The 21,165-nt window shown below is 57.0% G+C and carries 19 protein-coding genes and 1 pseudogene; 9 read left to right on the forward strand and 11 right to left on the reverse strand.

Annotation, left to right across the window (positions count from 1 at the left end; translation table 11 throughout):
• Positions 1–4: 4 nt before the first annotated feature.
• From CH74_RS01255 to CH74_RS01270, 4 genes are all read right to left on the reverse strand, one after another.
• Positions 5–1,945, reverse strand: coding sequence for a nitric oxide reductase activation protein NorD (locus tag CH74_RS01255; RefSeq protein WP_048305672.1), 1,941 nt, complete (start codon positions 1,943–1,945; stop codon positions 5–7).
• 15 nt (positions 1,946–1,960) lie between these two features.
• Positions 1,961–2,788, reverse strand: coding sequence for a CbbQ/NirQ/NorQ/GpvN family protein (locus CH74_RS01260; RefSeq protein WP_048305673.1), 828 nt, complete (start codon positions 2,786–2,788; stop codon positions 1,961–1,963).
• 66 nt (positions 2,789–2,854) lie between these two features.
• Positions 2,855–4,213 (reverse strand): cbb3-type cytochrome c oxidase subunit I, encoded by a 1,359-nt coding sequence (locus CH74_RS01265; protein WP_048305674.1) that lies wholly within the window; start codon positions 4,211–4,213, stop codon positions 2,855–2,857.
• A gap of 64 nt (positions 4,214–4,277) precedes the next feature.
• Positions 4,278–4,730: a cytochrome c gene (locus CH74_RS01270; protein ID WP_048305675.1), complete on the reverse strand. Its 453-nt coding sequence runs from the start codon at positions 4,728–4,730 to the stop codon at positions 4,278–4,280.
• Between the two features lie 302 nt (positions 4,731–5,032).
• Between CH74_RS01270 and CH74_RS01275 the strand changes: the two genes are divergently transcribed.
• The 8 genes from CH74_RS01275 (at position 5,033) to CH74_RS01305 (ending at position 13,417) form a co-directional block, all read left to right on the forward strand.
• Positions 5,033–5,350 carry a cytochrome c gene (locus tag CH74_RS01275; protein ID WP_048305676.1) on the forward strand — a complete coding sequence of 106 codons (318 nt, stop codon included), beginning with the start codon at positions 5,033–5,035 and terminating at the stop codon, positions 5,348–5,350.
• Positions 5,351–5,522: 172 nt separating this feature from the next.
• The gene (nosR, locus tag CH74_RS01280; protein ID WP_216594679.1) at positions 5,523–7,664 is read left to right on the forward strand and encodes a transcriptional regulator NosR; all 2,142 of its coding nucleotides are present in this window, start codon (positions 5,523–5,525) and stop codon (positions 7,662–7,664) included.
• Between the two features lie 3 nt (positions 7,665–7,667).
• Entirely contained in the window at positions 7,668–9,554 is a 1,887-nt protein-coding gene (gene nosZ / locus CH74_RS01285) for a TAT-dependent nitrous-oxide reductase (protein ID WP_048305677.1), read from the forward strand.
• A 269-nt stretch (positions 9,555–9,823) separates the two neighbouring features.
• Positions 9,824–11,113 (forward strand): nitrous oxide reductase family maturation protein NosD, encoded by a 1,290-nt coding sequence (locus CH74_RS01290; protein WP_082140238.1) that lies wholly within the window; start codon positions 9,824–9,826, stop codon positions 11,111–11,113.
• Positions 11,110–12,042: an ABC transporter ATP-binding protein gene (locus CH74_RS01295; protein ID WP_048305678.1), complete on the forward strand. Its 933-nt coding sequence runs from the start codon at positions 11,110–11,112 to the stop codon at positions 12,040–12,042. Before CH74_RS01290 ends, CH74_RS01295 begins: the two co-directional genes overlap by 4 nt.
• On the forward strand, positions 12,039–12,863 hold the full coding sequence (locus tag CH74_RS01300; protein WP_048305679.1) for an ABC transporter permease: 825 nt from the start codon (positions 12,039–12,041) through the stop codon (positions 12,861–12,863). The genes CH74_RS01295 and CH74_RS01300 overlap by 4 nt, the downstream gene beginning before the upstream one ends.
• Before the next feature lie 18 nt (positions 12,864–12,881).
• Complete coding sequence (locus CH74_RS19215; protein WP_082140239.1) at positions 12,882–13,091, forward strand: nitrous oxide reductase accessory protein NosL; 210 nt, start codon at positions 12,882–12,884, stop codon at positions 13,089–13,091.
• A complete protein-coding gene (locus CH74_RS01305; protein ID WP_053070587.1) occupies positions 13,019–13,417 on the forward strand; it encodes a nitrous oxide reductase accessory protein NosL in 399 nt (132 codons plus the stop codon). The genes CH74_RS19215 and CH74_RS01305 overlap by 73 nt, the downstream gene beginning before the upstream one ends.
• Before the next feature lie 21 nt (positions 13,418–13,438).
• Here the strand turns inward: CH74_RS01305 and CH74_RS01310 are convergent, their stop codons facing one another.
• From CH74_RS01310 to CH74_RS01345, 6 genes are all read right to left on the reverse strand, one after another.
• Positions 13,439–13,822 carry a type II toxin-antitoxin system VapC family toxin gene (locus CH74_RS01310; protein ID WP_048305680.1) on the reverse strand — a complete coding sequence of 128 codons (384 nt, stop codon included), beginning with the start codon at positions 13,820–13,822 and terminating at the stop codon, positions 13,439–13,441.
• 2 nt (positions 13,823–13,824) lie between these two features.
• Positions 13,825–14,052, reverse strand: coding sequence for a type II toxin-antitoxin system Phd/YefM family antitoxin (locus CH74_RS01315; RefSeq protein WP_048305681.1), 228 nt, complete (start codon positions 14,050–14,052; stop codon positions 13,825–13,827).
• Positions 14,053–15,695: 1,643 nt separating this feature from the next.
• Entirely contained in the window at positions 15,696–16,166 is a 471-nt protein-coding gene (locus tag CH74_RS01330; RefSeq protein ID WP_048305684.1) for a membrane protein, read from the reverse strand.
• Positions 16,167–16,179: 13 nt separating this feature from the next.
• A complete protein-coding gene (gene hemN, locus CH74_RS01335) occupies positions 16,180–17,574 on the reverse strand; it encodes an oxygen-independent coproporphyrinogen III oxidase (RefSeq protein ID WP_048305685.1) in 1,395 nt (464 codons plus the stop codon).
• Between the two features lie 15 nt (positions 17,575–17,589).
• Positions 17,590–17,994 (reverse strand): hypothetical protein, encoded by a 405-nt coding sequence (locus CH74_RS01340; protein ID WP_048305686.1) that lies wholly within the window; start codon positions 17,992–17,994, stop codon positions 17,590–17,592.
• A gap of 55 nt (positions 17,995–18,049) precedes the next feature.
• Entirely contained in the window at positions 18,050–19,219 is a 1,170-nt protein-coding gene (locus CH74_RS01345; RefSeq protein ID WP_048305687.1) for an NnrS family protein, read from the reverse strand.
• A 216-nt stretch (positions 19,220–19,435) separates the two neighbouring features.
• Between CH74_RS01345 and CH74_RS01350 the strand changes: the two genes are divergently transcribed.
• A complete protein-coding gene (locus CH74_RS01350) occupies positions 19,436–19,912 on the forward strand; it encodes an Rrf2 family transcriptional regulator (protein WP_048305688.1) in 477 nt (158 codons plus the stop codon).
• Here CH74_RS01350 and cysN read toward each other — a convergent pair.
• Positions 19,902–21,165, reverse strand: a pseudogene (gene cysN / locus CH74_RS01355) (sulfate adenylyltransferase subunit CysN); the annotation flags it as partial. The gene CH74_RS01350 and the pseudogene cysN overlap by 11 nt on opposite strands.

A 21,165-nucleotide genomic window follows, 5' to 3' on the forward strand; every position in this document is an offset into this window, starting at 1 on the left:
CTCCTTAGTTGGCGATGATCTGACGGTAGATTCCCGGCAATGCTAACGAAAGGTGCTCCGGCTTTTGCACGATGGCATAGCCGCCACGGCCGAACAGATGCGGAATGTACTGCCGCGCCTCCTGGTCGATGGTCACACCGAACACCTTTATTTCCTGCTGCCGCGCATCGAGGATCGCCCGGCGGGTATCCTCGATGCCATAACGCCCTTCGTAATAGTCGGTATCGTTGGGCTTGCCATCGGTGAGTACCAGCAACAACCGATGCCGGTTGGAGCGCTGGGTCAACTCATGACTCACATGACGAATGGCCGGCCCCATGCGGGTGTAGCGCCCGGGCTTGAGGGCGGCGATGCGTCGATCGACCCGCTCGTTCATGGGCTCCTCAAAGGTCTTGAGGGTGTTGACCCATACCTTTTGACGGCGATGAGAGGTAAAGCAGTGGATCGCGTAGTCGTCGCCGCAACCGGACAGGCCATGGCCGAGCACCAGCAGGGCTTCCTTTTCCACGTCCAGCACCCGCCGATCCTCCAGCCAAGCATCCGTGGACAGTGACACATCCACCAGAATCGACACGGCCAGGTCTCGAGCCTGCTGTCGCGTTGCCAGATACAGGCGATCGCTGGTCTCGCCGGTGGCGGCCAGATCGCAATGGGCACGTATCATCGCGTCCATGTCCAGCTCAGAGCCATCGAGCTGGCCGCGCAGGGTTTCGCGACGCGGCCTGAGCGCCTCGAACTCCCGCCGCACCCGACGAATACGCCGCCGGGTCGTGTCGTCCGGTAACCAGTCCTCGCCCTCCTCGCTTTGCAGGTCCGTCAGCACCGCGCAATGATCCGGCAGATAGATCTGCTTGCGATGGTTCCACTCGGGGTAAAGATGCTTGCCCCGCAGGCGTTCGCCGCTGATTGCCTCCGGCGCCAGGTCCAGATCGATCTTGAGCTGGGACGCTGCCCGTTGCTGGTTCGGGCTTAGGGTGATCTCCTCCATCTGTTCCGCGGTGCTCTTGGCGTTCTTGTCCTCTTCGTCATCTACCATGCGATTGAGATTGATCATCTCAGCAAAGGAGAGCATTTTCTCGAAGCGATTGAAGATCAGCGAGTCCTTGCGTTCACTTTGATCCTGGCGCCGACGCTCTGCCTTGCGTTTGCCTTGAGTCACCGCCTGGGCCTGCTGATCGCTTGGCTCCTCGTCGTCTCCCTCGGGTCGGACTTCACCCTGATGACCCAGCTCGACGACCTGCGCCCAGAGCGGCACGGGAAGCGGCGGACGATAGCCCCGGGGCGCCTGAAAGGCATCCAAGGGGGTGTCGGGATCACGAATTGCCGCCTCGAGTTCGGCTGCCTCATCGCTTAACCCTCGAGGATCACCCAGTAGGCGCAGTATCACGGCCTCGACCGCAGCCTCGGTCGCCGGCAGGCGGCGCTTGGGACGAACGGACAGCAGCGCCTGACAAAGCCGGGCATGGCGCTCTTGCAGTCCGGGGAAGTGGGCCAGGACGCGACGGGTCGTCTTTACAACGTCACGCAGCCAGGCGATGTCCTGGCGCAGCGGATCCTCATGATGTGGAACGCGACGCGCCAGGGCCAGGAAAGCCGCTAGCCAGAAATAAAGATCGCGATTGAGGGCAGTATCGGGAAACAGATCGAGAGTGGGAGGCAGCAGCAGATTTTCCTCGTCGCGCCGAGCGATATCGAGGGTTTCTTCATCGAAGCCCAGGCGCTGACGCAGACTCAGGCGATGGGTCGAATTGCGCGCGGCGATGGCTGCCACCTCCAGGCCGGCTTCGCCGCCGCTGGCGCGGAAAAACACCCCCAGCACGACGCGCAGATCCTCGAGATGGACCGCTGCCTCGGGGTAATGCGGATAGCTGGTGGCATTGGACGCCCAGCGATGCCAGTGGCGCCCGACGAACTCCTCCACTTCAAGAAAATCCAGCTTGCTCATAGTCGTGTGTTCTCGCTATCCGCCGAAAGTTGCTTCAATAGCCTCCATCAATCCTTCTTGCACATCGTCGTCGTCGGATAGCGGCTCTACCAGGGTCGCCCGGGCGGCCTGCATGATGGGCATGCCGGCGACGATCAAGGTAGCGCAGTAGACCAACAAACGTGTCGATACGCCCTCTTCCAGATCCTGGCCCTTCATGTCGCGCAACCGCGCCGCCAGATTGACCAGAGCACTGCATCTGTCCGCGGACAGACCGCTTTCCCGGGCAACGATATCCCGCTCCACCGCCGGTGGCGGGAAACCGAAGGTCTGGGCGACGAAGCGTTGACGGGTGCTGGGCTTGAGCGACTTCAGGATGTGCTGATAGCCCGGGTTATAGGAGACCACCAGCATGAAGTCGTCCGGCGCCTCGAGCAGCTCGCCGGTGCGCTCCAATGGCAGCAGGCGACGATCGTCGGTCAGCGGGTGCAATACCACGGTGACGTCCTTACGCGCTTCCACCACCTCATCGAGGTAACAGATGCCGCCTTCGCGCACGGCCCGGGTCAGAGGACCATCGACCCAGCGGGTCTCGCCGCCTTGCAGCAGATAGCGCCCGGTCAGGTCGGCGGCGGTCAGGTCATCATGGCAGGAAACGGTAAATAGAGGTTTGCCCAATCGCGCCGCCATATGACTGACGAAACGGGTCTTGCCGCAGCCGGTCGGGCCCTTGAGCAGTAGGGGCAGGCGCTGACGATAGGCGTGCTCGAACAGCTCGCATTCGTTGCCTACCGGCTGGTAGAACGGCGCCTCCTGGCACGCCTGCCGGGCAGAGGCGGTAGAAGCAACTTCGGAAAGAGTCATACAGCGCTCCAGGGTAAAAAGTCAGCAGCCCACGGTCTTGTCGCAAGACCGTGGGGTCTTATCGCATCAAAAGGTAGGACTGGTATTGGCGGCGATTTGCGGTCCGCCTGCGGGTATTTGCTCTTTTACCCTGCCGAAAATGGCATAGAGAAACAGCACCGTGGCGACGGCCACCGCCACACCCGCGCCCAGGCGCATGATGTAGAACAGCACGAGCTGGTCCTGCACTTCCATGTAGTTCATGCCCAGCACTCGCTGCAGGTGGGTCTGCACCACACCGGCAAAGGTCAGGGTAAAGGTCATGAAGCACATGGCGGAGGTCATGATCCAGAAGCTCCACATGTTCATGATCTGATTGTAGGGCTGCACCCGACGAATCTGCGGCATGGCGTAGGTGATCACCGCCAGCACCATCATCACGTAAGCGCCATAGAAGGCCAGGTGGCCATGAGCGGCGGTGACCTGGGTACCGTGGCTGTAGTAGTTCACGAAAGACAGGGTGTGCATGAAGCCCCATACGCCGGCACCGAAAAAGGCCGTGGCAGCGCTGCCCAGGGTCCACAGCATGGCGCTCTTATTGGGGTGATTGCGCCGGCCTTTCCAGAACATGCTGAAGGCGAACATCACCATGACGAAGAATGGCAGCACTTCAAGAGTGGAGAAGATACTGCCGATGGGCTGCCAGTAGCCCGGCGCGCCGATCCAGTAGTAGTGGTGACCGGTCCCCAACAGGCCCGAGAACAGCGCCAGGCCGATGATGACATAAAGCCATTTCTCGATGACCTCGCGATCCACCCCGGTCATCTTGATCAACAGGTAGGCCAGCAGAGAAGCCATGATCAGCTCCCATACCCCTTCTACCCAGATGTGCACGATCCACCACCAGTAAAGCTTGTCCAGGGCGAGGTTGCTCGGATTGAAGAAAGCGAACAGCCAGAACACCGCCGCCAGCCACAGCCCCAGCATGAGAATCATGTTGACGGCAGTCCTGCGGCCCTTGAGCAAGGTCATGCTGGTATTGTAGAGAAACATCAGAAAGGAAATAGTGATCAGCACCTTGACCCAAAACGGCTGTTCAAGGAATTCGCGCCCTTCATGGATGCCGAGCTGATAGCTGACCAGCGCGCCCACTCCGGCGATGACAAAGATACCCAGCTGAATGTAGGCAATCATCGGGCTATGAATCTCCCGCTCCGCCTCTTCCGGCATCAGGAAGTAGGTACAGCCCATGAAGCCGATCAGTAGCCACACGATCAGTAGATTGGTGTGACTCATGCGGATGATGTTGAAGGGCATGAATTCCGCCCAGAATTCCGGCACCACATAGACGGTGGCGGCCAACAACCCAAACACGATCTGCAGCGCGAATAACAACATCGCAACGGCAAAGAAGGGGTAGGCCACCCATTGTGTTTCATATTTCATCGGTTCGATGCTCCTGTGTTCTTGAACCCTTGTCTTTCTTGCACCCTTCGATATGCGCGATCGATCAGCCTGACTTGGTAGGCGGCCAGTCCTGGGTATTGATGGAATCGGTCCACTTGAAGAAATCGACCAGGGAGTCCAGTTCTTCGTCGCTCAGGTTGAACTGGGGCATCTGGCGACGCCCCGGCACATTGAGCGGCTGGGACTGTATCCAGGCCTTGAGCCCCGCGCGTGCGGCTTCGGGGTTTTCACGTCCACCATAACGATCCCAGACGTTGCCAAGCTCCGGCGCGAAGTAGGCACCCTCTCCGATCAGGCTATGGCAGTTGATGCAGCTATGCTCTTCCCATACTTCCTTGCCGTGCTTTACCGAAGCGGTCAGCGTCTCCTCGTTGGTGGATGACGTCTTCATGTACCAGTGGCTGTGGGCCGTCAGCGCGGCGAACAGCAAGAAGAAAAACAGCGACCCGCCAAAGAAGATATTGCGTGCCGCCGATTTAGTAAGACCATCGGCCATGTGATTCCCCCCCTTCTCATTTTGCGGCGTTGCAGACCTGGCCTTCTGTGGGCAGGATCGAACACGCCTTTAATATGCATTTAAAATGCTTTTTAAAGATTATTCTTCGCCCGCATCCTGGTCAATTACTAAGTTAGTATCTTGTTTCATCAACCTTGATAGAAGTCATCTTTGTGCGGAAAAACATGACCTCCGTCAATTTACTTGCACCTAAAGTGCGGGCATCATCGTGCTGACCGGCCCATTCGTGTTTTATTTGAGTGGGTTTTTGAGGAGCATAAGAAGCATTTTGGAGTCTAGTTATGAAAATTCTAACTACTGCATTACTAGTAAGTTGCGCGACATTTGCTGTTACCGCTCAAGCCGCGGGGGATGCGGACGCCGGCGCTGAAAAGATTGCCGTTTGTGTGGCTTGCCACGGCAAGGATGGCAAGGCGACAGCGCCGATCTATCCCAATCTTGCGGGCCAGTCCGCTCAGTACCTGGAAAGCGCCCTCAAGGCTTATCGTGAAGGACAGCGTGGCGGGGGTATGGCGATGATGATGGCGCCTCAGGCGAAGCAGCTATCCGATGAGGATATCGCCAACATCGCTGCCTATTACAGCCAACAGACGCCCTGAACTACGCCGCTCCGGCTCTTTCCCAAGGCCGGAGCATTTCCTGCCCCTGAAAAAGACGTCGATCGTTGACGCAGGTCAAGATTGTTTTTGCATCAAGCTGTGAAGATAAAGATTCATAAAATATACATCTATTGGTAAATCTTACCGTCTTCCGGTAAACAAGGCCTGGCTCATGAAGTTGACTTCTTTTATCTTTCGCTCTTTTTTCATGCTGTTCATGCTGGCGTTCCTGTCGTGCCTGGCTCTACCCGCTCTTGCCATTGAGCTTGACCAGGTCAAGCAGGGTTTTCCCCAGGCCAGCAGCCTTGAAGAGGCAGAAAGCGAACTGCCGGTGCGGGTCGTCATGAAGGGCGACGAAATCCTGGGCTATGTCTTTGAAAGCATGGACGTGGCGCCAATCCCCGCCTACTCCGGCAAACCGGTCAATCTATTGATAGGCATCGATACCGCCGGTCAGTTGACCCTGGCCAAGGTGCTCGATCACTCCGAGCCCATCATGCTGGTGGGTATCCCGGAAGAAAAACTGCAGAATTTTGCCAGCGCCCATACCAACTTCAGCGTCAGCGACAACCCCAAGATCGGTACCAATCTGGACGCCATCTCCGGCGCCACGGTCACGGTGATCGTGGTCAACGACACCATCATGCGCGCCGCTCGTCAGGTCGCCGCGAGCCTTGGCATCATCGAGGACCCTTCCGCCCAACCTGCCGCCACGGTCAAGCCGGACGTGTTTGAAAAGACCGACTGGCAGACTCTGACCGGGGACGGCACCATCCGCCGTCTGCATCTGACCCATGGCCAGGTGGACGAAGCTTTCGTCGGCACCGCAGCGGAAGACTACTTGCGCGGCACCCCGGAACCCGCAGACAAGACCTTCATCAATCTTTATTACACCTACCTGAATGCCCCCATGGCGGGTCGCAACCTTTTGGGTGACGCCCGCTATGAATCACTGATGGAGAGCCTCGAACCCGGTGAACACGCCGTCGCGTTGATGGCCAACGGCGACTACTCCTTCAAGGGCTCAGGCTATGTGCGCGGGGGTATCTTCGATCGCATCGAAGTGAGCCAGGACGGGCGCACCATCACTTTCCACGACCTGGATCATCAGCGGGTCGGCAGTTTTGATCTTGCTGGCATGCCCCGCATGACGGAAAAGGACATTTTCATTATCCGCGAGGAGGCAAACTTCGATCCGGGCCGCCCCTGGCAGCTGGATCTGCTGGTGCGCCGCGCCTCTGGCCCGCTGGATACGGAGTTCACCCGCTTCAGCGCCGATTACAGCATTCCGGATGCCTACGTCGATCGCTCGGAACCGGTGGTGGAGCGGCCCATCTGGGTCCAGGTGTGGTACGACAAGGCCTTCCAGATCGGCGTGCTGGGCGTGGGGCTTTTGGTACTGACCATCGTCATGCTGTTTCAGGACGTGCTGGTGCGCTACCCGCGCATCCTGGAGCCGCTGCGCATTGGCTTTCTGGTCTACACCCTGTTCTTCATCGGCTGGTATGCCCTCGCCCAGCTCTCGGTAGTCAACATCCTGACCTTCACCCATTCGCTGATGACCGACTTCAGTTGGACCTCGTTTCTGATCGATCCGATGATGTTCATTCTGTGGGGGTTCGTCGCGGTCAGCTTGCTGCTATGGGGGCGTGGCGTCTACTGCGGCTGGCTGTGCCCCTTTGGCGCCCTGCAAGATCTAGTCAACAAGGCGGCGCGCAAGCTCGGCGTCAAGCAGATCGAGGTGCCCTTCGGCCTGCACGAACGCTTGTGGGCCATCAAGTACATCATCCTGCTGGGCCTGTTCGCCATCTCGCTCAATTCCCTGGGTACTGCCGAGCATTACGCCGAAGTTGAACCCTTCAAGACCGCCATTACCCTGCGCTTTCAGCGGGACTGGCCTTTCGTGCTCTATGCCCTGGGGCTGGTGCTGGTGTCGGTGTTCAACCACAAGTTCTACTGCCGCTATGTCTGCCCTCTGGGGGCCGGCCTGGCGATTCCTTCTCGGCTCAGATTGTTCGATTGGCTCAAGCGTCATCGTGGCAGCTGCGGTACGCCCTGTCAGATCTGCGCCCACGAGTGCGAAGTAGGTGCCATTCACCCGGATGGACGCATCAACGCCAACGAGTGTCACTACTGTCTCGATTGTCAGGTGCTGTATTGGGACGACCAGCGCTGCCCGCCCATGGTCAAGCGTCGCAAGCGCTATGAGAAGGCAGCACGCGTTTCCGGTAACACAGCCCGGCCTTTCGATCCCGCCGCAGCCGGCGCGCAGGGCGCTGCGCTGCAACGCATTCCCACTCATCAAGAGGAATGAACCATGAGTGAAGATAAGAAGAACTCACTGAAAGACCTAAGCCGTCGTCACTTTCTGCGCAATACCAGCGTTGCAGGCGTGGCCGGTGCCACCCTGGCGGGAGGCTTCGGTAGCGCCGCCGCACTGCTGCAGAGCCAGAAGGCGCGAGCGGCCAGTGAAGGCGGCGAGGTCGCCATCGCCCCGGGGGAACTCGATGAATACTACGGTTTCTGGAGCGGCGGTCATTCTGGCGAGGTGCGCATCCTCGGCGTGCCCTCCATGCGTGAGCTGATGCGCATTCCGGTGTTCAACATCGATAGCGCTACCGGCTGGGGTATTACCAACGAGTCCAAGCATATACTCGGCGACTCGGCGAAATTCCTCAACGGTGACGCCCACCACCCCCACGTCTCCATGACCGACGGTCGCTACGACGGCAAGTACCTGTTCATCAACGACAAGGCCAATACCCGGGTAGCTCGCATCCGTCTGGACATCATGAAGACGGACAAGATCACGACCATTCCCAACGTCCAGGCGATCCACGGCCTGCGCCTGCAGAAGGTGCCCCATACCAAGTACGTGTTCGCCAACGCCGAGTACTTCATTCCTCATCCCAACGATGGGCAGAACATGGAGGATCTCGAGAACCACTACACCATGTTCAACGCCATCGATGCGGAAAGCATGGACGTGGCCTGGCAGGTGATCGTCGACGGCAACCTGGACAACACCGACGCGGACTATACAGGTCGCTTCGTTGCCTCGACCTGCTACAACTCGGAGAAAGCAGCTCAGCTGGCAGGCACCATGCGCGAAGAGCGGGACTGGGCGGTAGTGTTCGACGTGGAAGCCATCGAGAAAGCAGTTGAAAATGGCGACTACAAGACTCTGGGCGATTCCAAGGTGCCGGTGTTGGACGGCCGCCACGGCTCCAAGCTGACCCGCTATATTCCGGTACCCAAGAACCCGCATGGCCTGAACACCTCGCCGGACGGCAAGTACTTCATTGCCAACGGCAAGCTCTCCCCCACCTGCTCGATCATCGCCATCGACAAGCTGCCGGATGTATTCGCCGACAAGATCGAGCCTCGGGACGCCGTGGTCGGTGAGCCGGAACTGGGCTTGGGGCCACTGCACACCACCTTCGATGGCCGGGGCAACGCCTACACCACCCTGTTCATCGATAGCCAGGTGGCCAAGTGGAACATCGAGGATGCCATCAAGAGCTACAACGGCGAAGACGTCAATTATCTGCGTCAGAAGATCGATGTGCATTATCAGCCCGGCCATAATCACGCAAGCCTGACCGAGACCCGGGATGCGGACGGCAAGTGGCTGGTGGTACTCTCCAAGTTCTCCAAGGATCGTTTCCTGCCGGTGGGTCCGCTGCGCCCGGAGAACGATCAGCTGATCGATATTTCCGGCGAGGAGATGAAGCTGGTGCACGATGGCCCCACCTACGCCGAACCTCACGACTGCATCCTGCTGCGTGCCGATCAGGTCAACCCGCGCAAGCTATGGGATCGCGAAGACCCGTTCTTTGCCGTCACGCGAGAGCGGGCCAAGGCCGACGGCATCGATCTGATGATGGACAACAAGGTCATCCGCGACGGCAACAAGGTGCGGGTCTACATGACCTCCGTGGCGCCGCAGTTCAATCTCACCGAGTTCAAGGTCAAGCAGGGTGACGAGGTTACGGTGACCGTCACCAACCTGGACCAGATCGAGGACCTGACCCACGGTTTCTGCATGGTCAATCACGGGGTGTCCATGGAGATCTCGCCGCAGCAGACTTCCAGCGTGACCTTCACCGCGGACAAACCCGGGGTGCACTGGTACTACTGCAACTGGTTTTGTCACGCCATGCATATGGAGATGACGGGGCGGATGCTGGTAGAGCCTGCCTAAAGGAAACCGGTTGGAGCACGCCTCGACGCCAGGTTGACTCGAGGCTGCTCCGTCGACAGGCCGTCGAGGAGGCGCTGTGAACCCATCCCTGGGCGCTACTTTTGCTATCTGACCGCCATGGATGGCGGGAATGCCGGAATGGCATGGAGCTTTTTTCCGGCCATGGCAAAAGACCTCCTCTTTGGCCTGTCCCCGGCGCCTCTCGTCATTCCTACTTGCGTCTATCTCTTATACTCCCCCTCTACTTGTTTCACCGGCCCAGGAACGCCATGCGCTACCTTTTTTGGGTTCTCCTATTTTTCAGCTTGCCCGTTCTAAGCTGGGCGGCGGAATATCAGGCCACGCCCGACAAGCCACTGCAGACTCAGATCGACCGCACCCAAGGCGGGGATCGTCTGATGCTCGCGTCCGGGCGTTATATCGGGCCGATCACTATCGATCATTCACTGGAAATTCATGGCGCTGGCCAGGCAATAATCGACGGCGAGGGTCAGGGCCATGCGGTCACCATCAACGCGCCCGAGGTGACCCTCGAGGGCCTCGAAATCGTCAACTGGGGCAGGAATCTCACCGATCTCGATGCCGGTATCTTCGTCACCGAAAACGCGACCGGCAGCATGATTCGCAATAATCGACTCGAAGGGTCGGGCTTCGGCATCTGGCTGGATGCGGTCACGGGCGTCCAGATCGTCGATAACGTCATTCGCGGCGACACCAAGGTGCGCTCTCAGGATCGCGGCAACGGCGTGCACCTGTTCAACGTGCGCGACGTGCGGGTCGAAGGCAACGACATCGCCCACACTCGCGATGGCATCTACATCGACAATAGCAGCCAGAGCTTTCTGAACCGCAATGAACTGCATGATCTTCGTTACGGCATTCACTACATGTATGCCTATGACAACCATCTGGAAGGCAACCTGACCTTTGATACTCGCACCGGCTATGCGCTGATGCAGTCCAAGCGCCTGACAGTGCTGAACAATCGCTCCGTCAACGACGAAAACTACGGCATCCTGATGAACAACATCACCGGCTCACGGCTTCAGGGCAACCGCATCGAAGGCATCCGCCAACCGGTGAACGCCCGGGGCGAGGGCAAGCTACGCGGCGGCGATGGCAAGGCCATCTTCATCTATAACTCCCAGTTCAACGAGTTTCTCGACAACCGTTTCGCCAACAGCGATATCGGCATCCATCTGACCGCCGGTTCCGAGGACAACGTCGTGCTCGGCAACGCCTTCATCGACAATCGCCAGCAGGTCAAGTACGTGGCCACCCGCTCCCAGGAATGGTCGAAGAACGGTAGCGGCAACTACTGGAGCAACTATATGGGCTGGGATATGGACAGCGACGGCATTGGCGATACCGCTTTCGAGCCCAACGATGCCATGGATCGCCTGCTGTGGCGCTACCCTGCCGCGCGGCTGCTGATGAACAGCCCGGCGGTACTGGCGCTGCGCTGGGTGCAACGCCAATTCCCGGTCTTCAAGGCCGAGGGGGTGAAGGACAGCGCACCATTGTTGACCGACCCCACCTTCGATGAGGCGGACACATGAACGACATCATCATCTTCGACGGCGTGACCAAGCGCCATGGCGACGTCGTAAGCCTCGACGATCTTCATCTTGGTGTGCATCAAGGCGAGGTACTGGCGCTGCTGGGTCACAACGGTGCCGGCAAGACCACCGCCATGAAGCTGATCCTCGGGCTGATCGCGCCAAGCGAAGGCGAGCTCAGAGTATTCGGTGCGGCGCCGAATGGCAGCGCGGCGAACCAATTGCGCCAGCGCCTGGGATTTCTGCCGGAAAACGTCGGTTTTTACGAACAGCTCACCGGCCGCGAGGTGCTTGACTACTTCGCTCGGCTCAAACGCGTCGATCGTCGCCAGATCGACGATCGACTCGAGCAGGTGGGTCTTGGGGATGCCTCCCGGCGTCGCGTCAAGACCTATTCCAAAGGCATGCGTCAGCGCCTGGGGCTGGCCCAGGCACTGCTCGGCGAACCGCAGCTGTTGCTGCTCGACGAACCCACTACCGGCCTCGACCCGGCTGCAACCCGAGATTTTTATGCCACGGTCAAGACGCTCCGCGATCGGGGCTGCACGGTTCTTCTCTCATCACATGTGCTGCCCGGGGTCGAGCCCTACATCGACCGCGCCCTGATTCTCGGCGCCGGTCGTCGTCTGGCCTTGGGCAGCATTGAGGAGTTGCGCCAGCAAGCAGCGCTGCCCCTGACCATTCGCGTCAAGGGTGACGAGGCGATGAACGCCCCGCCGGCGGACCTGTCGGCCCATGAAACGCATTCTCTAAACGGCAACGCCTGGGAATTTCATGTGCATCCGAAAAACAAGATGCAGGTCTTGAAACAGCTGGCCACTGCGCCCGGCATCCAGGACATCGAGCTGCTGCCGCCCAGCCTGGAACATCTCTACGCCTATTTTTCCGCCACGCTTTCTACATCTTCACCAGCCCGAGGTCAGTCATGAGTTCCATCCTTACCGTCGCCCGCAAGGAGTTCCAGGACGGCCTGCGCAACCGCTGGGTGCTGGCCATCGCCCTGGTGCTGGCGCTGATGGCGGTGGGCATCGCCTACTTCGGTGCCGCCGCCAGCGGTGGGCTGGGTTTCACGTCGCTCGCCACCACCATGGTCAGCCTGTCGACCCTGGCCGTGTTCCTGATTCCGTTGATCGCCCTGCTGCTGGCCTATGACGCCATCGTCGGTGAACAGGAAGCCGGCACCCTGCTGTTGCTGCTCACTTATCCCTTGAGTCGATCAAAGCTGCTGCTGGGCAAGTTCCTGGGTCATGGATTGATTCTCGGTGTCGCCACCGCGCTGGGCTTCGGTGTTGCCGGCATCGCCATCGCCCTCGGCGCCCCGAGCGTCGATCTGCTGGCCCTTGCCAGAAGCATCGGATTGCTGATCCTCAGCAGCGTGCTGCTGGGCTGGGTGTTCATCGCCTTCGCCTATCTGATCAGCGTATGGGTCGTGGAAAAGGCCCGGGCCGCGGGGCTCGCCCTGATCGTCTGGTTTGTGTTCGTGCTGGTCTTCGATCTGGCCCTGCTGGCGCTATTGGTAGGCGCGCAGCATGGCGGTGACTGGCTGCCCTATCTGCTGCTCTTGAACCCCACGGACTGCTTTCGATTAATCAACCTGGCGGGAATCGAAGCCGCCCAGGCCTATTCCGGCCTGACCGCCCTCGCCCGAGAAAGCGCTTTTCAACCCGGCTGGCTGATGCTGATTTTGCTGGGTTGGATCGTCGTACCCCTGGGCCTGGCGCTGCTGCGCTTTCGTCACCGCTCCGTTTAATCGATCGAGGATACCATCATGCAACACCGTTACTCGTTGCCTTCACTGCTGCTCGTCCTCTTGCTCGTCTTGGCCCTGGCAGGATGCGAGCAGGAATCCGAGAACACGGCCCTGGCCTCGCCCCAACCCATCACCGATGGCGATGCCTGCCATGTGTGTGGCATGACCATCACCAACTTCCCTGGCCCCAAGGGGCAAGCCTTCATGAAGAGCGATCCCGAGGCCTGAAGTTCTGCTCGACCCTCGAACTGTTCACCTTTCTCAAGCAGCCGGAAAACGAGACTCAGATCAGCCACGCCTATGTGCATGACATTGGCGAAACAAGTTGGCAAGAGCCGTCAGACAACGCCTACATCCGCGCCGTCGATGCCTGGTATGTGGTCGGTCACGATCAACCTGGCGCCATGGGCCACACCCTCGCCTCCTTCGGCGAGCAGGACCAGGCCAAGAAATTCAGCGACGAACATGGCGGCGAAGTCATCCGTTTCGAGGATATCGATCTGGAGTTATTGGGTGAGTTGGGGCGCGGGGAGCTGGATGCCGGAGCACCATGAAGAAAATAACCGATCGAAGGCTCAACGCGCGGGTAGCGTACGCACGGCGTAATGTTTGAATGCTGCGTCGGAAGTCATCAGCGTCAACCCTTCCGCTTGGGACTGAACGATCAACATGCGATCGAAAGGATCGCGATGGTGCATGGGCAGGTTCCCTGCCTGCTCTGCGTGAAAAGGATCGATGGTCAGCGGAATAAAACCCTCATCTTCGATGATGTTTTTCAGATCACAAGGCGCTTCGAGCTTGCCGAGCTGCTTTTTTATGCTGATCTCCCAGACACTGGCGGCGCTGACGAAAATAGAATTGCGGGGTTCTGCGATGATCTCTCTCGCCTTCGTTCCAAGTTGAGGATCATCGGCCAGCCACCAGAGAAACGCATGGGTATCGAGCAGTATCCGTCGCATGGTCACTGCCCTTCGAATGCGGCGATTATATCCTCTGGCGTCCTGTCGAAATCAGTGGTCATGCGAATCTGGCCTTTGTAACGGCCAGGCCTGCGCCGCGACGGCGACCTGTAGGCAACCAATTCGACCCAGGGCTCGCCGGCCTTGGCGATCACTACCTTTTCGCCTCGATTCGCCTTTTCAGCCAGCGCTGAAAGCTGACTTTTAGCCTCGTGCATGTTGACTTGCATTTCATCACCTTGATTAGCTAACCTAGCTAGATTCTAGGCACTGTTTTTTCAAAGCGCAATCTGCTCGAACGTCTCCAAGCCTACGAGGAGGATACGTTGTATTTTCCCGAGAATCCCATCGCTCCTCTCGCCAACGACCAGCGGAGGTGCGATCTTCAGATGGCCAAAGTTCAGCAGAAGCTCTCGAGCTATTTTCGCACTAGTAAAAGTGCCAAGATCTTTATTCGGATCGCACGTAGCTTTCATCCGAACACGATCAAGCAGAATTTGAAGGCACACAAAGTATTGGAGCAATTGTTTGTCCGAGAGGTACTTGCTTTTATACGAAAGGATAAATCGGATTAGGTGGCATGAGTCAAATAGTTACTTCTATTCTTAACATCTAGTGAAAAATTTCTAGACTGAGCACAAGACCATGCAAACAAGGCATAATCGCGCTTACGTAAATATTGATGCTCTTAACATCATAGCAACTATTACCGCCATCAGCTTAATATCGACAACTGTGTACGTTTACGCATACCTTGAATTTATTGGCAGACCCGACCTTTTCATACCTGTTTTACAAGAAAGTATTTCATTGAAATTGGTACTAAGCTTAGGTCTTTTGATTGGGCTTTTTGCAATAGCAACTTTAACAGGCCCATCTACTTTCATAATATTGGTAAGAAAATATATATCCGACGAGAGATTCACTACTAGCAAAACCAGCTTACTTTTTAGAGCTGCTTTTTTGCCCTACATGACAATTTTTCTATTATTTGTAGCTATTGAATACACAGAAAACTACGACATTCTTAAATCATTAGATTTTTTTGGTTTTTTATTCGCCGTATATTTTTTGTGCTATTTAATTCTATTTTTCAAGGAAATATACTTTATCACTCTTAACAATAAACCTTTCGACAACATTGTTTTTTTGCACTTTTGACTTTTTTTAGCATCGTGATCACTTGCTTTTTTATTTTTATAGCTAATTACAACTTAAAAAACGACGAATGGAAAGATTCAGAAACTCTCAAATTCTTTTTACTATTTTTCTCAACGGCATTTTTTTCTTATGTCCCTGCTTTGCTTTATTTTAGAGCCCCTAAAGAAATTTTTTTAGCAAAATCATTTCTCTTTCTTCTTGGCGTATTAGTATTCATGTTGTTTTTTTCGCTGATTAATTCTAATACCCTAAAATTTATAATATTACGTACTTCAGATATAATAAAAGTGAGTGAAAAAACAAGCTGGGAGTATTATATCGACAGCGATATAGCTGGTATTTTTGATGATTCGATCTGGGATAAAAATTGTCGAACTCTCAAAAACAACTGCGTTATTGCAAAATCACTATACAAGACAGGGTCTATAAACCTATTTTGTCCTTCCAATACCAAGGTCAACCATTTAAATATTAAAGAAACAAAAGAAAAAACAAAACAATGCATCATTCTAGATTCTTATAGGGTAATAAAAATCCAAAAAGCTTCTTCATGAATTAAAGAGATCGCCTCAATATGATTTCTTGCAAGAGGTCGGATCGTTCCACTACTACTCGTTATATATTGTCAGCGTGATCAGTCAATTTAAATTTTTTGTATTTGGCATAGTAAACGCTTAATGAAACTGTCTGATACGCCAGGATAAACAGCTGACTACCACCAGAACCAGCCGTGGCTTCCCGCCACGGCGGCGGCCACCGTCACCAGGCTAGCGGTCAGCAGCCTCCAGTGGAGCCTTTGTATCATTCTGAAGGTCGATTTTGGCGCCCGAGTGGCTCGTTCGTGAAACCAGCGATGCAGGAACAGCGGTTCGAACACGAAGAGCATCAGAGTGAACACCCCCCACACCGCGATCATGGCGTGTATCCACCAGTACTGCGGTGCCAGCAGCCGCTGCCAGCCCAGTACATGCAACATGTAGAAGCCGCTGGCGCCGGCCATGAGCGTGGTGATGCGTGACTGCCAGGCGAAACGCGCCTCCACTTGTTCGAAGAAGGCGACGGCTTCCGAGGGGTCCTTGAAGCGCTTGACCGCCGGCAGCAGCACCGTGGTGACCATGGCCACACCGCCAATCCACAGCACTACCGCCAACACATGCACAACCCGGGCCAAGGTGAGTTCCATCAGTCAAGCGACCTCAGACCGTGCGCGAAAAACGCCGCACCTTGGAATCCGCACCGATGTAGGCATCGAAGGCCATGGCCACGTTGCGCATCATCAGGCGGCCCTGCGGATGCAGCACCAGGGCATCAGGTTCGATGCTCACTAGATTGTCCGCTACCAGTTCATCCAGGGAGGCCAGGGCGTCCGCAAAATAGTCCCGGAAGTGAATGCCGTGGGCAACTTCGATAGCGGCGAAATCGATCCGGTTGTGGCACATCAACTGATGAATGACGTCGCGGCGCAGATGATCGTCCGCGTTGAGCCGATAGCCGCGCTGGATGGGGAGCTGATCTTTATCTAGAGACGCATAGTATTCCGACAGCACCTTGGCATTCTGACTGTAGGTATCACCGACCTTGGCAATGGCGGATACGCCCAGGCCGATTAGATCGCAGTCCGCATGGGTGGAATAACCCTGGAAATTGCGCTGTAGCGTGCCGTTGTCCCGGGCCTGGGTAAGTTCATCTTCAGGCAGTGCGAAATGATCCATGCCAATGTAGACATAGCCCGCCGTCTGTAGCCGATCGATGGTCAGTTCCAGCAGTTCCAGCTTGCGCTCCGGGGGCGGCATGTCCTCCGGGCGAATCAGGCGCTGGGCCCGAAAGGTGTCCGGCAGATGCGCGTAGCTGTAGGCCGCCACTCGGTCCGGGCGCATGCTTACCACCTTGTTCAGGGTAGTGGTGAAGCTCTCCACGGTCTGCAGCGGCAACCCGTAGATCAGATCGAAGCTGATGGACTCGAACCCAACGTCCCGGGCGGTCTCGATCAGATCCTGTATCTGCTGCTCGCTCTGGGTGCGATTGACCGCCTGCTGCACGTCCGGATCGAAGTCCTGCACGCCCAGACTCAAACGATTGAACCCCAACGCGTACAGCTCGCGAAGCTGCTGGGGAGAGACGGTGCGCGGGTCCACTTCCAGGGAGAACTCCCGCTGTGCGCCCCGTTCCAGAGTAAAGGCCTCATCCAGGGCATCCATCAGCTCCGTCATCTGGTCGTTGGTCAGATAGGTTGGCGTGCCCCCCCCTAGATGCAGCTGGGTCAGCTTGCGATTGGCGTCGAATAGCCCTGCCTGCAGCGCGATCTCCCGCTTGAGGTAGTCGAGATATTCCACCGCCCGTTCGGTCTTGTGAGTGATGATCTTGTTGCAGGCGCAGTAGTAACAAAGGCTCTTGCAGAACGGGATATGAATATAGACCGACAGCGGCGTCGACGCTGAATCCTGGTTGCTACGCTTCGCCGCATCCCGGTAATCATCCAAGGCGAAAGCGGTATTGAAGCGTGGCGCAGTCGGATAAGAGGTGTAGCGCGGCCCCGGTCGATCGTATTTTTCGACTAGAGCTCTATCAAACGTCAGATCATTGGGTTTCACGATCTCTCCACAGGTTCAATGGAAACTTACCGCATCGCCGCGGCGATCGAAGGCCAGGAAATTATCGATGGTGCCCTGTTGCAGCGACTCCACCATGCGCTGCAAGGGTTGTTCCGCCTCGTCGCTACTAGGCGGCTCCCGGCCATCGCCTGCCAAGGCGGCGGCGAAGACGATATCCCACTCCACTTCGGTACGCCGGGACTCCTCGACCAACGACTGCATATCGCTCAGCTCATCCAAGGTCTTGTCGACGCACAGTACCGGCGCCAGTACACCACCCTCGCCCTGCTCGAAGCGCTCGCGCTGCTCGGCATCGGGATGATCCGGCAGTTCGGCCCGGGCGAACACGAACAGCAGACGCTGAGGCTCCGGTTGTCGGCGCGCTTCTGCCAGCAGATCGGTAAAACAAGCAATGGGCACAAGGATCTCCTTACAATGACGACAGCAATATTCAGAATTTCGTTTATCCGAGAGCTCATTCCCGCAGAACCTCTCGATGCCGTGCTGCCTGGCGTTTCAAACTTACGCTGATGGCTCTGCACAAACACCATGTGGCCAGTAACCAAGCCAGACTCCATGCGAGAGCGGCGCCCCACAGCAGCGCCAGGTGGAACGATACGAAATGCGGCGAAGCAAGCCGTAATGAGGTCGCCACTGCGATCAACAAGGTGAACAACGGGATCCGCCATTCGCTTGCATGATCCGTCGCGTTGCGACCGCCACTCTGAAGGATAGTGGAGCGCATCATGATAACACCCGTAAGCGTCCCCAGCGCCCCCAGTGTAATGACATGGATCAAGCCTGAGGTCATTTGTTGCTGCCACTGAGCGATACCATTACTCACAAGCCCAGCCACCAACCAGCCATACCCGGCGCCTAGACAAAGCAGATCCGGTCTCGCACTGCAATGCCACAATCGCCAACGCAACAGGCGCACGAACGCCAGAACTCCCGCCAGAATCAGCACAAGGCCTGCCCAACTGCGGCTAGCCGGCCAGCTTATCAGGACGATAGCCAGGATCATGCTAAGAATGATCCATCCTTCGAGACGTGGCTGCACACGGGCGTTCAGTACCTTACCCAGGCGTTGGTGATGCCCCGCCAACGCCGGTGCGATCACCCGCCCTCCCATGAACAGCATCAGCAGCGCCAGCAGCAGCACGGTCTGATACACCAGGGCATGCTGCAATAACGGTGCCTTGCCCGTATGAATCAACCAGACCAAGGCCGATGCAAGCAGGCAAATCAATAATAGAAGCGGACTCAAGAGCCGATTACGCCATTTCTTGGCGGAGCGAAAACGCAGCACGATGTGCATTGCCAGCCCGAGCGCAAATAGGGTGCCGAACAGTGGTGGCAGGAAGCTGGCAGGTGCCAGCAAATATCCCAGCCGCGCGCTCAGCCATAATCCAAACAAGATCATCAAAAGTCGAGGGCTCAAGGGCCCCAACAGGTATCCCGCGATCACGGCAAGGGCAAAGCCGAACAGCAACTCTTGTGCATGGTCGAGCCCACTGTTGATACCCGGCAGAAGCAGGGGACTATAGAACATGGCCCATAGCGACAAAGGCACCAGCACTGCTGCATAGAGGCCAGCCGCGGGGAAGAACAGCACCCTTGCCGGCAACTTGCGTTGATTATTCATATAGGCCTTGCGCTTGTGCGCTCCATGGCTGCCAACTAACATATATAAAATATGCATCTTATAAGCTGCATCGCATTTTTAATAGCCTGCTATGGAACGATGCGCCTATTCATTTGTCTTGTGATTTATCAATAACCAACGCCGCTCGATACGCTAGTGGTCGCATTGGCACCTTCACCAAGAGGCAAGGAAGCCTACACTTGCAAGGATACCAACATGCACATTACACGCTATACCGATTATTCATTACGCGTACTGCTCTATGTGGCACTCAAGGGCGAAGAGCGCTCGACCATTAGTGAAATCGCAGAGCGCTATAATATTTCCCGCAATCATCTGATGAAGGTAGTCCAGGAGCTCAATCGCAGGGGCTATTTACAGGCGATTCGCGGCAAGCATGGTGGGCTGCTGCTGAAACGCCGCGCCGAGGATATCAATATCGGCGCACTGGTGCGGGACACAGAGCAGGATCTGGAACTGGTGGAGTGTTTCGGTGATCGTAACCGGTGCGTCATCACCCCCGCCTGTCGCATCAAGACGATGCTTGGCGAGGCCTTGAAAGCCTTTCTTGAAGTGCTCGATGGCTACACTCTGGCGGATATGCTGGGGCCGGATCCGCGCATGCGCAGCGAACTGATCCGACTGTTACAGCTCAACAGCCCCTCCCAGCCGGAACCTCAAGTCAGCGCTTGAATCGTTCGCGGATATCCTTGGCCTCCCAATGAGGAAAGTGTTTACGAATCAAGCCGTTGAGCTCGAGTTCGAAGTTCTGCCAATCGACGCCGTCGGCTAAATTCGTATCTCGCTCAGGCTCGCAGGTCCCCCGCATCATTCCGGCGCCCACGGTTACATTGGTAAGACGATCAATGATGATGAAGCTGCCGGTGCCCGGACTCCTGCGATAGTCGTCTATCGGCAGCGGCGCAGTCAGGGCAATCCGGCAGCGACCGATGGCGTTCAATTCCAGTTGCTCGCCGCGCTTGTTGTCCAGGGTATTGACGTCGATCTGATAGTCGATGGCGCTCACCTGCCCCGCCACTATCCGGGTACCCAGTTTGATATCGTAGAGCTTTTTGAGTGCCATTGGCGTGTCGTGAAGCCAGACGATGTCGGCGTCGACATTGGCTGCCAGCAACAGGTCTTCGTTCGCCTCCACCAGCCAGTCGCCTCTGGAAACGTCGATTTCATCATCTAACGTGACGGTAATTGCCTGACCCGGCGTGGCCAGTTCCAGATCGCCATCGAAGGTGACGATGCGCTCCACCCGGGCGGTCTTGCCCGAGGGCAATGCCTTGATTGCCTGCCCCGGCCGTAGAGTGCCGGCGGCCAGGGTGCCGCAGTAACCGCGAAAGTCGTGATTCGGGCGATTGACGTACTGCACCGGCAGACGCAGATCTTCGAGATTCCGGTCTCGGGCGATTTCGATTCTTTCCAGCAGCTCGAGCAACGTAGGGCCGGCATACCAGTTGATGTGAGGGCTTCTGTCCACCACGTTGTCGCCTTGCAGTGCGGACATCGGCACACAGCGGATATCCCGCACACTGAGCTTTTCCGCAAAGCCTCGATACTCGGCGACGATCTCGTCGAAACGCGCCTGGGAGAAATCCACCAGGTCCATCTTGTTAACCGCAATCACCAGATGCTGGATGCCCAGCAGATCGCAGATGAAGCTATGTCGGCGGGTCTGGGTCTGCACCCCATAGCGCGCATCGATCAGGATCACCGCGAGGCTCGCGGTGGAGGCGCCGGTGGCCATGTTGCGGGTGTACTGCTCGTGGCCCGGGGTGTCGGCGATGATGAACTTGCGCTTGTCCGTGGAGAAATAGCGATAGGCCACGTCGATGGTGATGCCCTGCTCCCGCTCGGACTGCAGGCCGTCCACCAGCAGGCCAGATCGACCTGATCACCGGTAGTGCCGCTCTTCTTCGAGTCTCGAGTGATGGCAG

It is taken from the genome of Halomonas sp. PR-M31, assembly GCF_001039575.1.
Classification (GTDB): Bacteria; Pseudomonadota; Gammaproteobacteria; order Pseudomonadales; family Halomonadaceae; genus Modicisalibacter.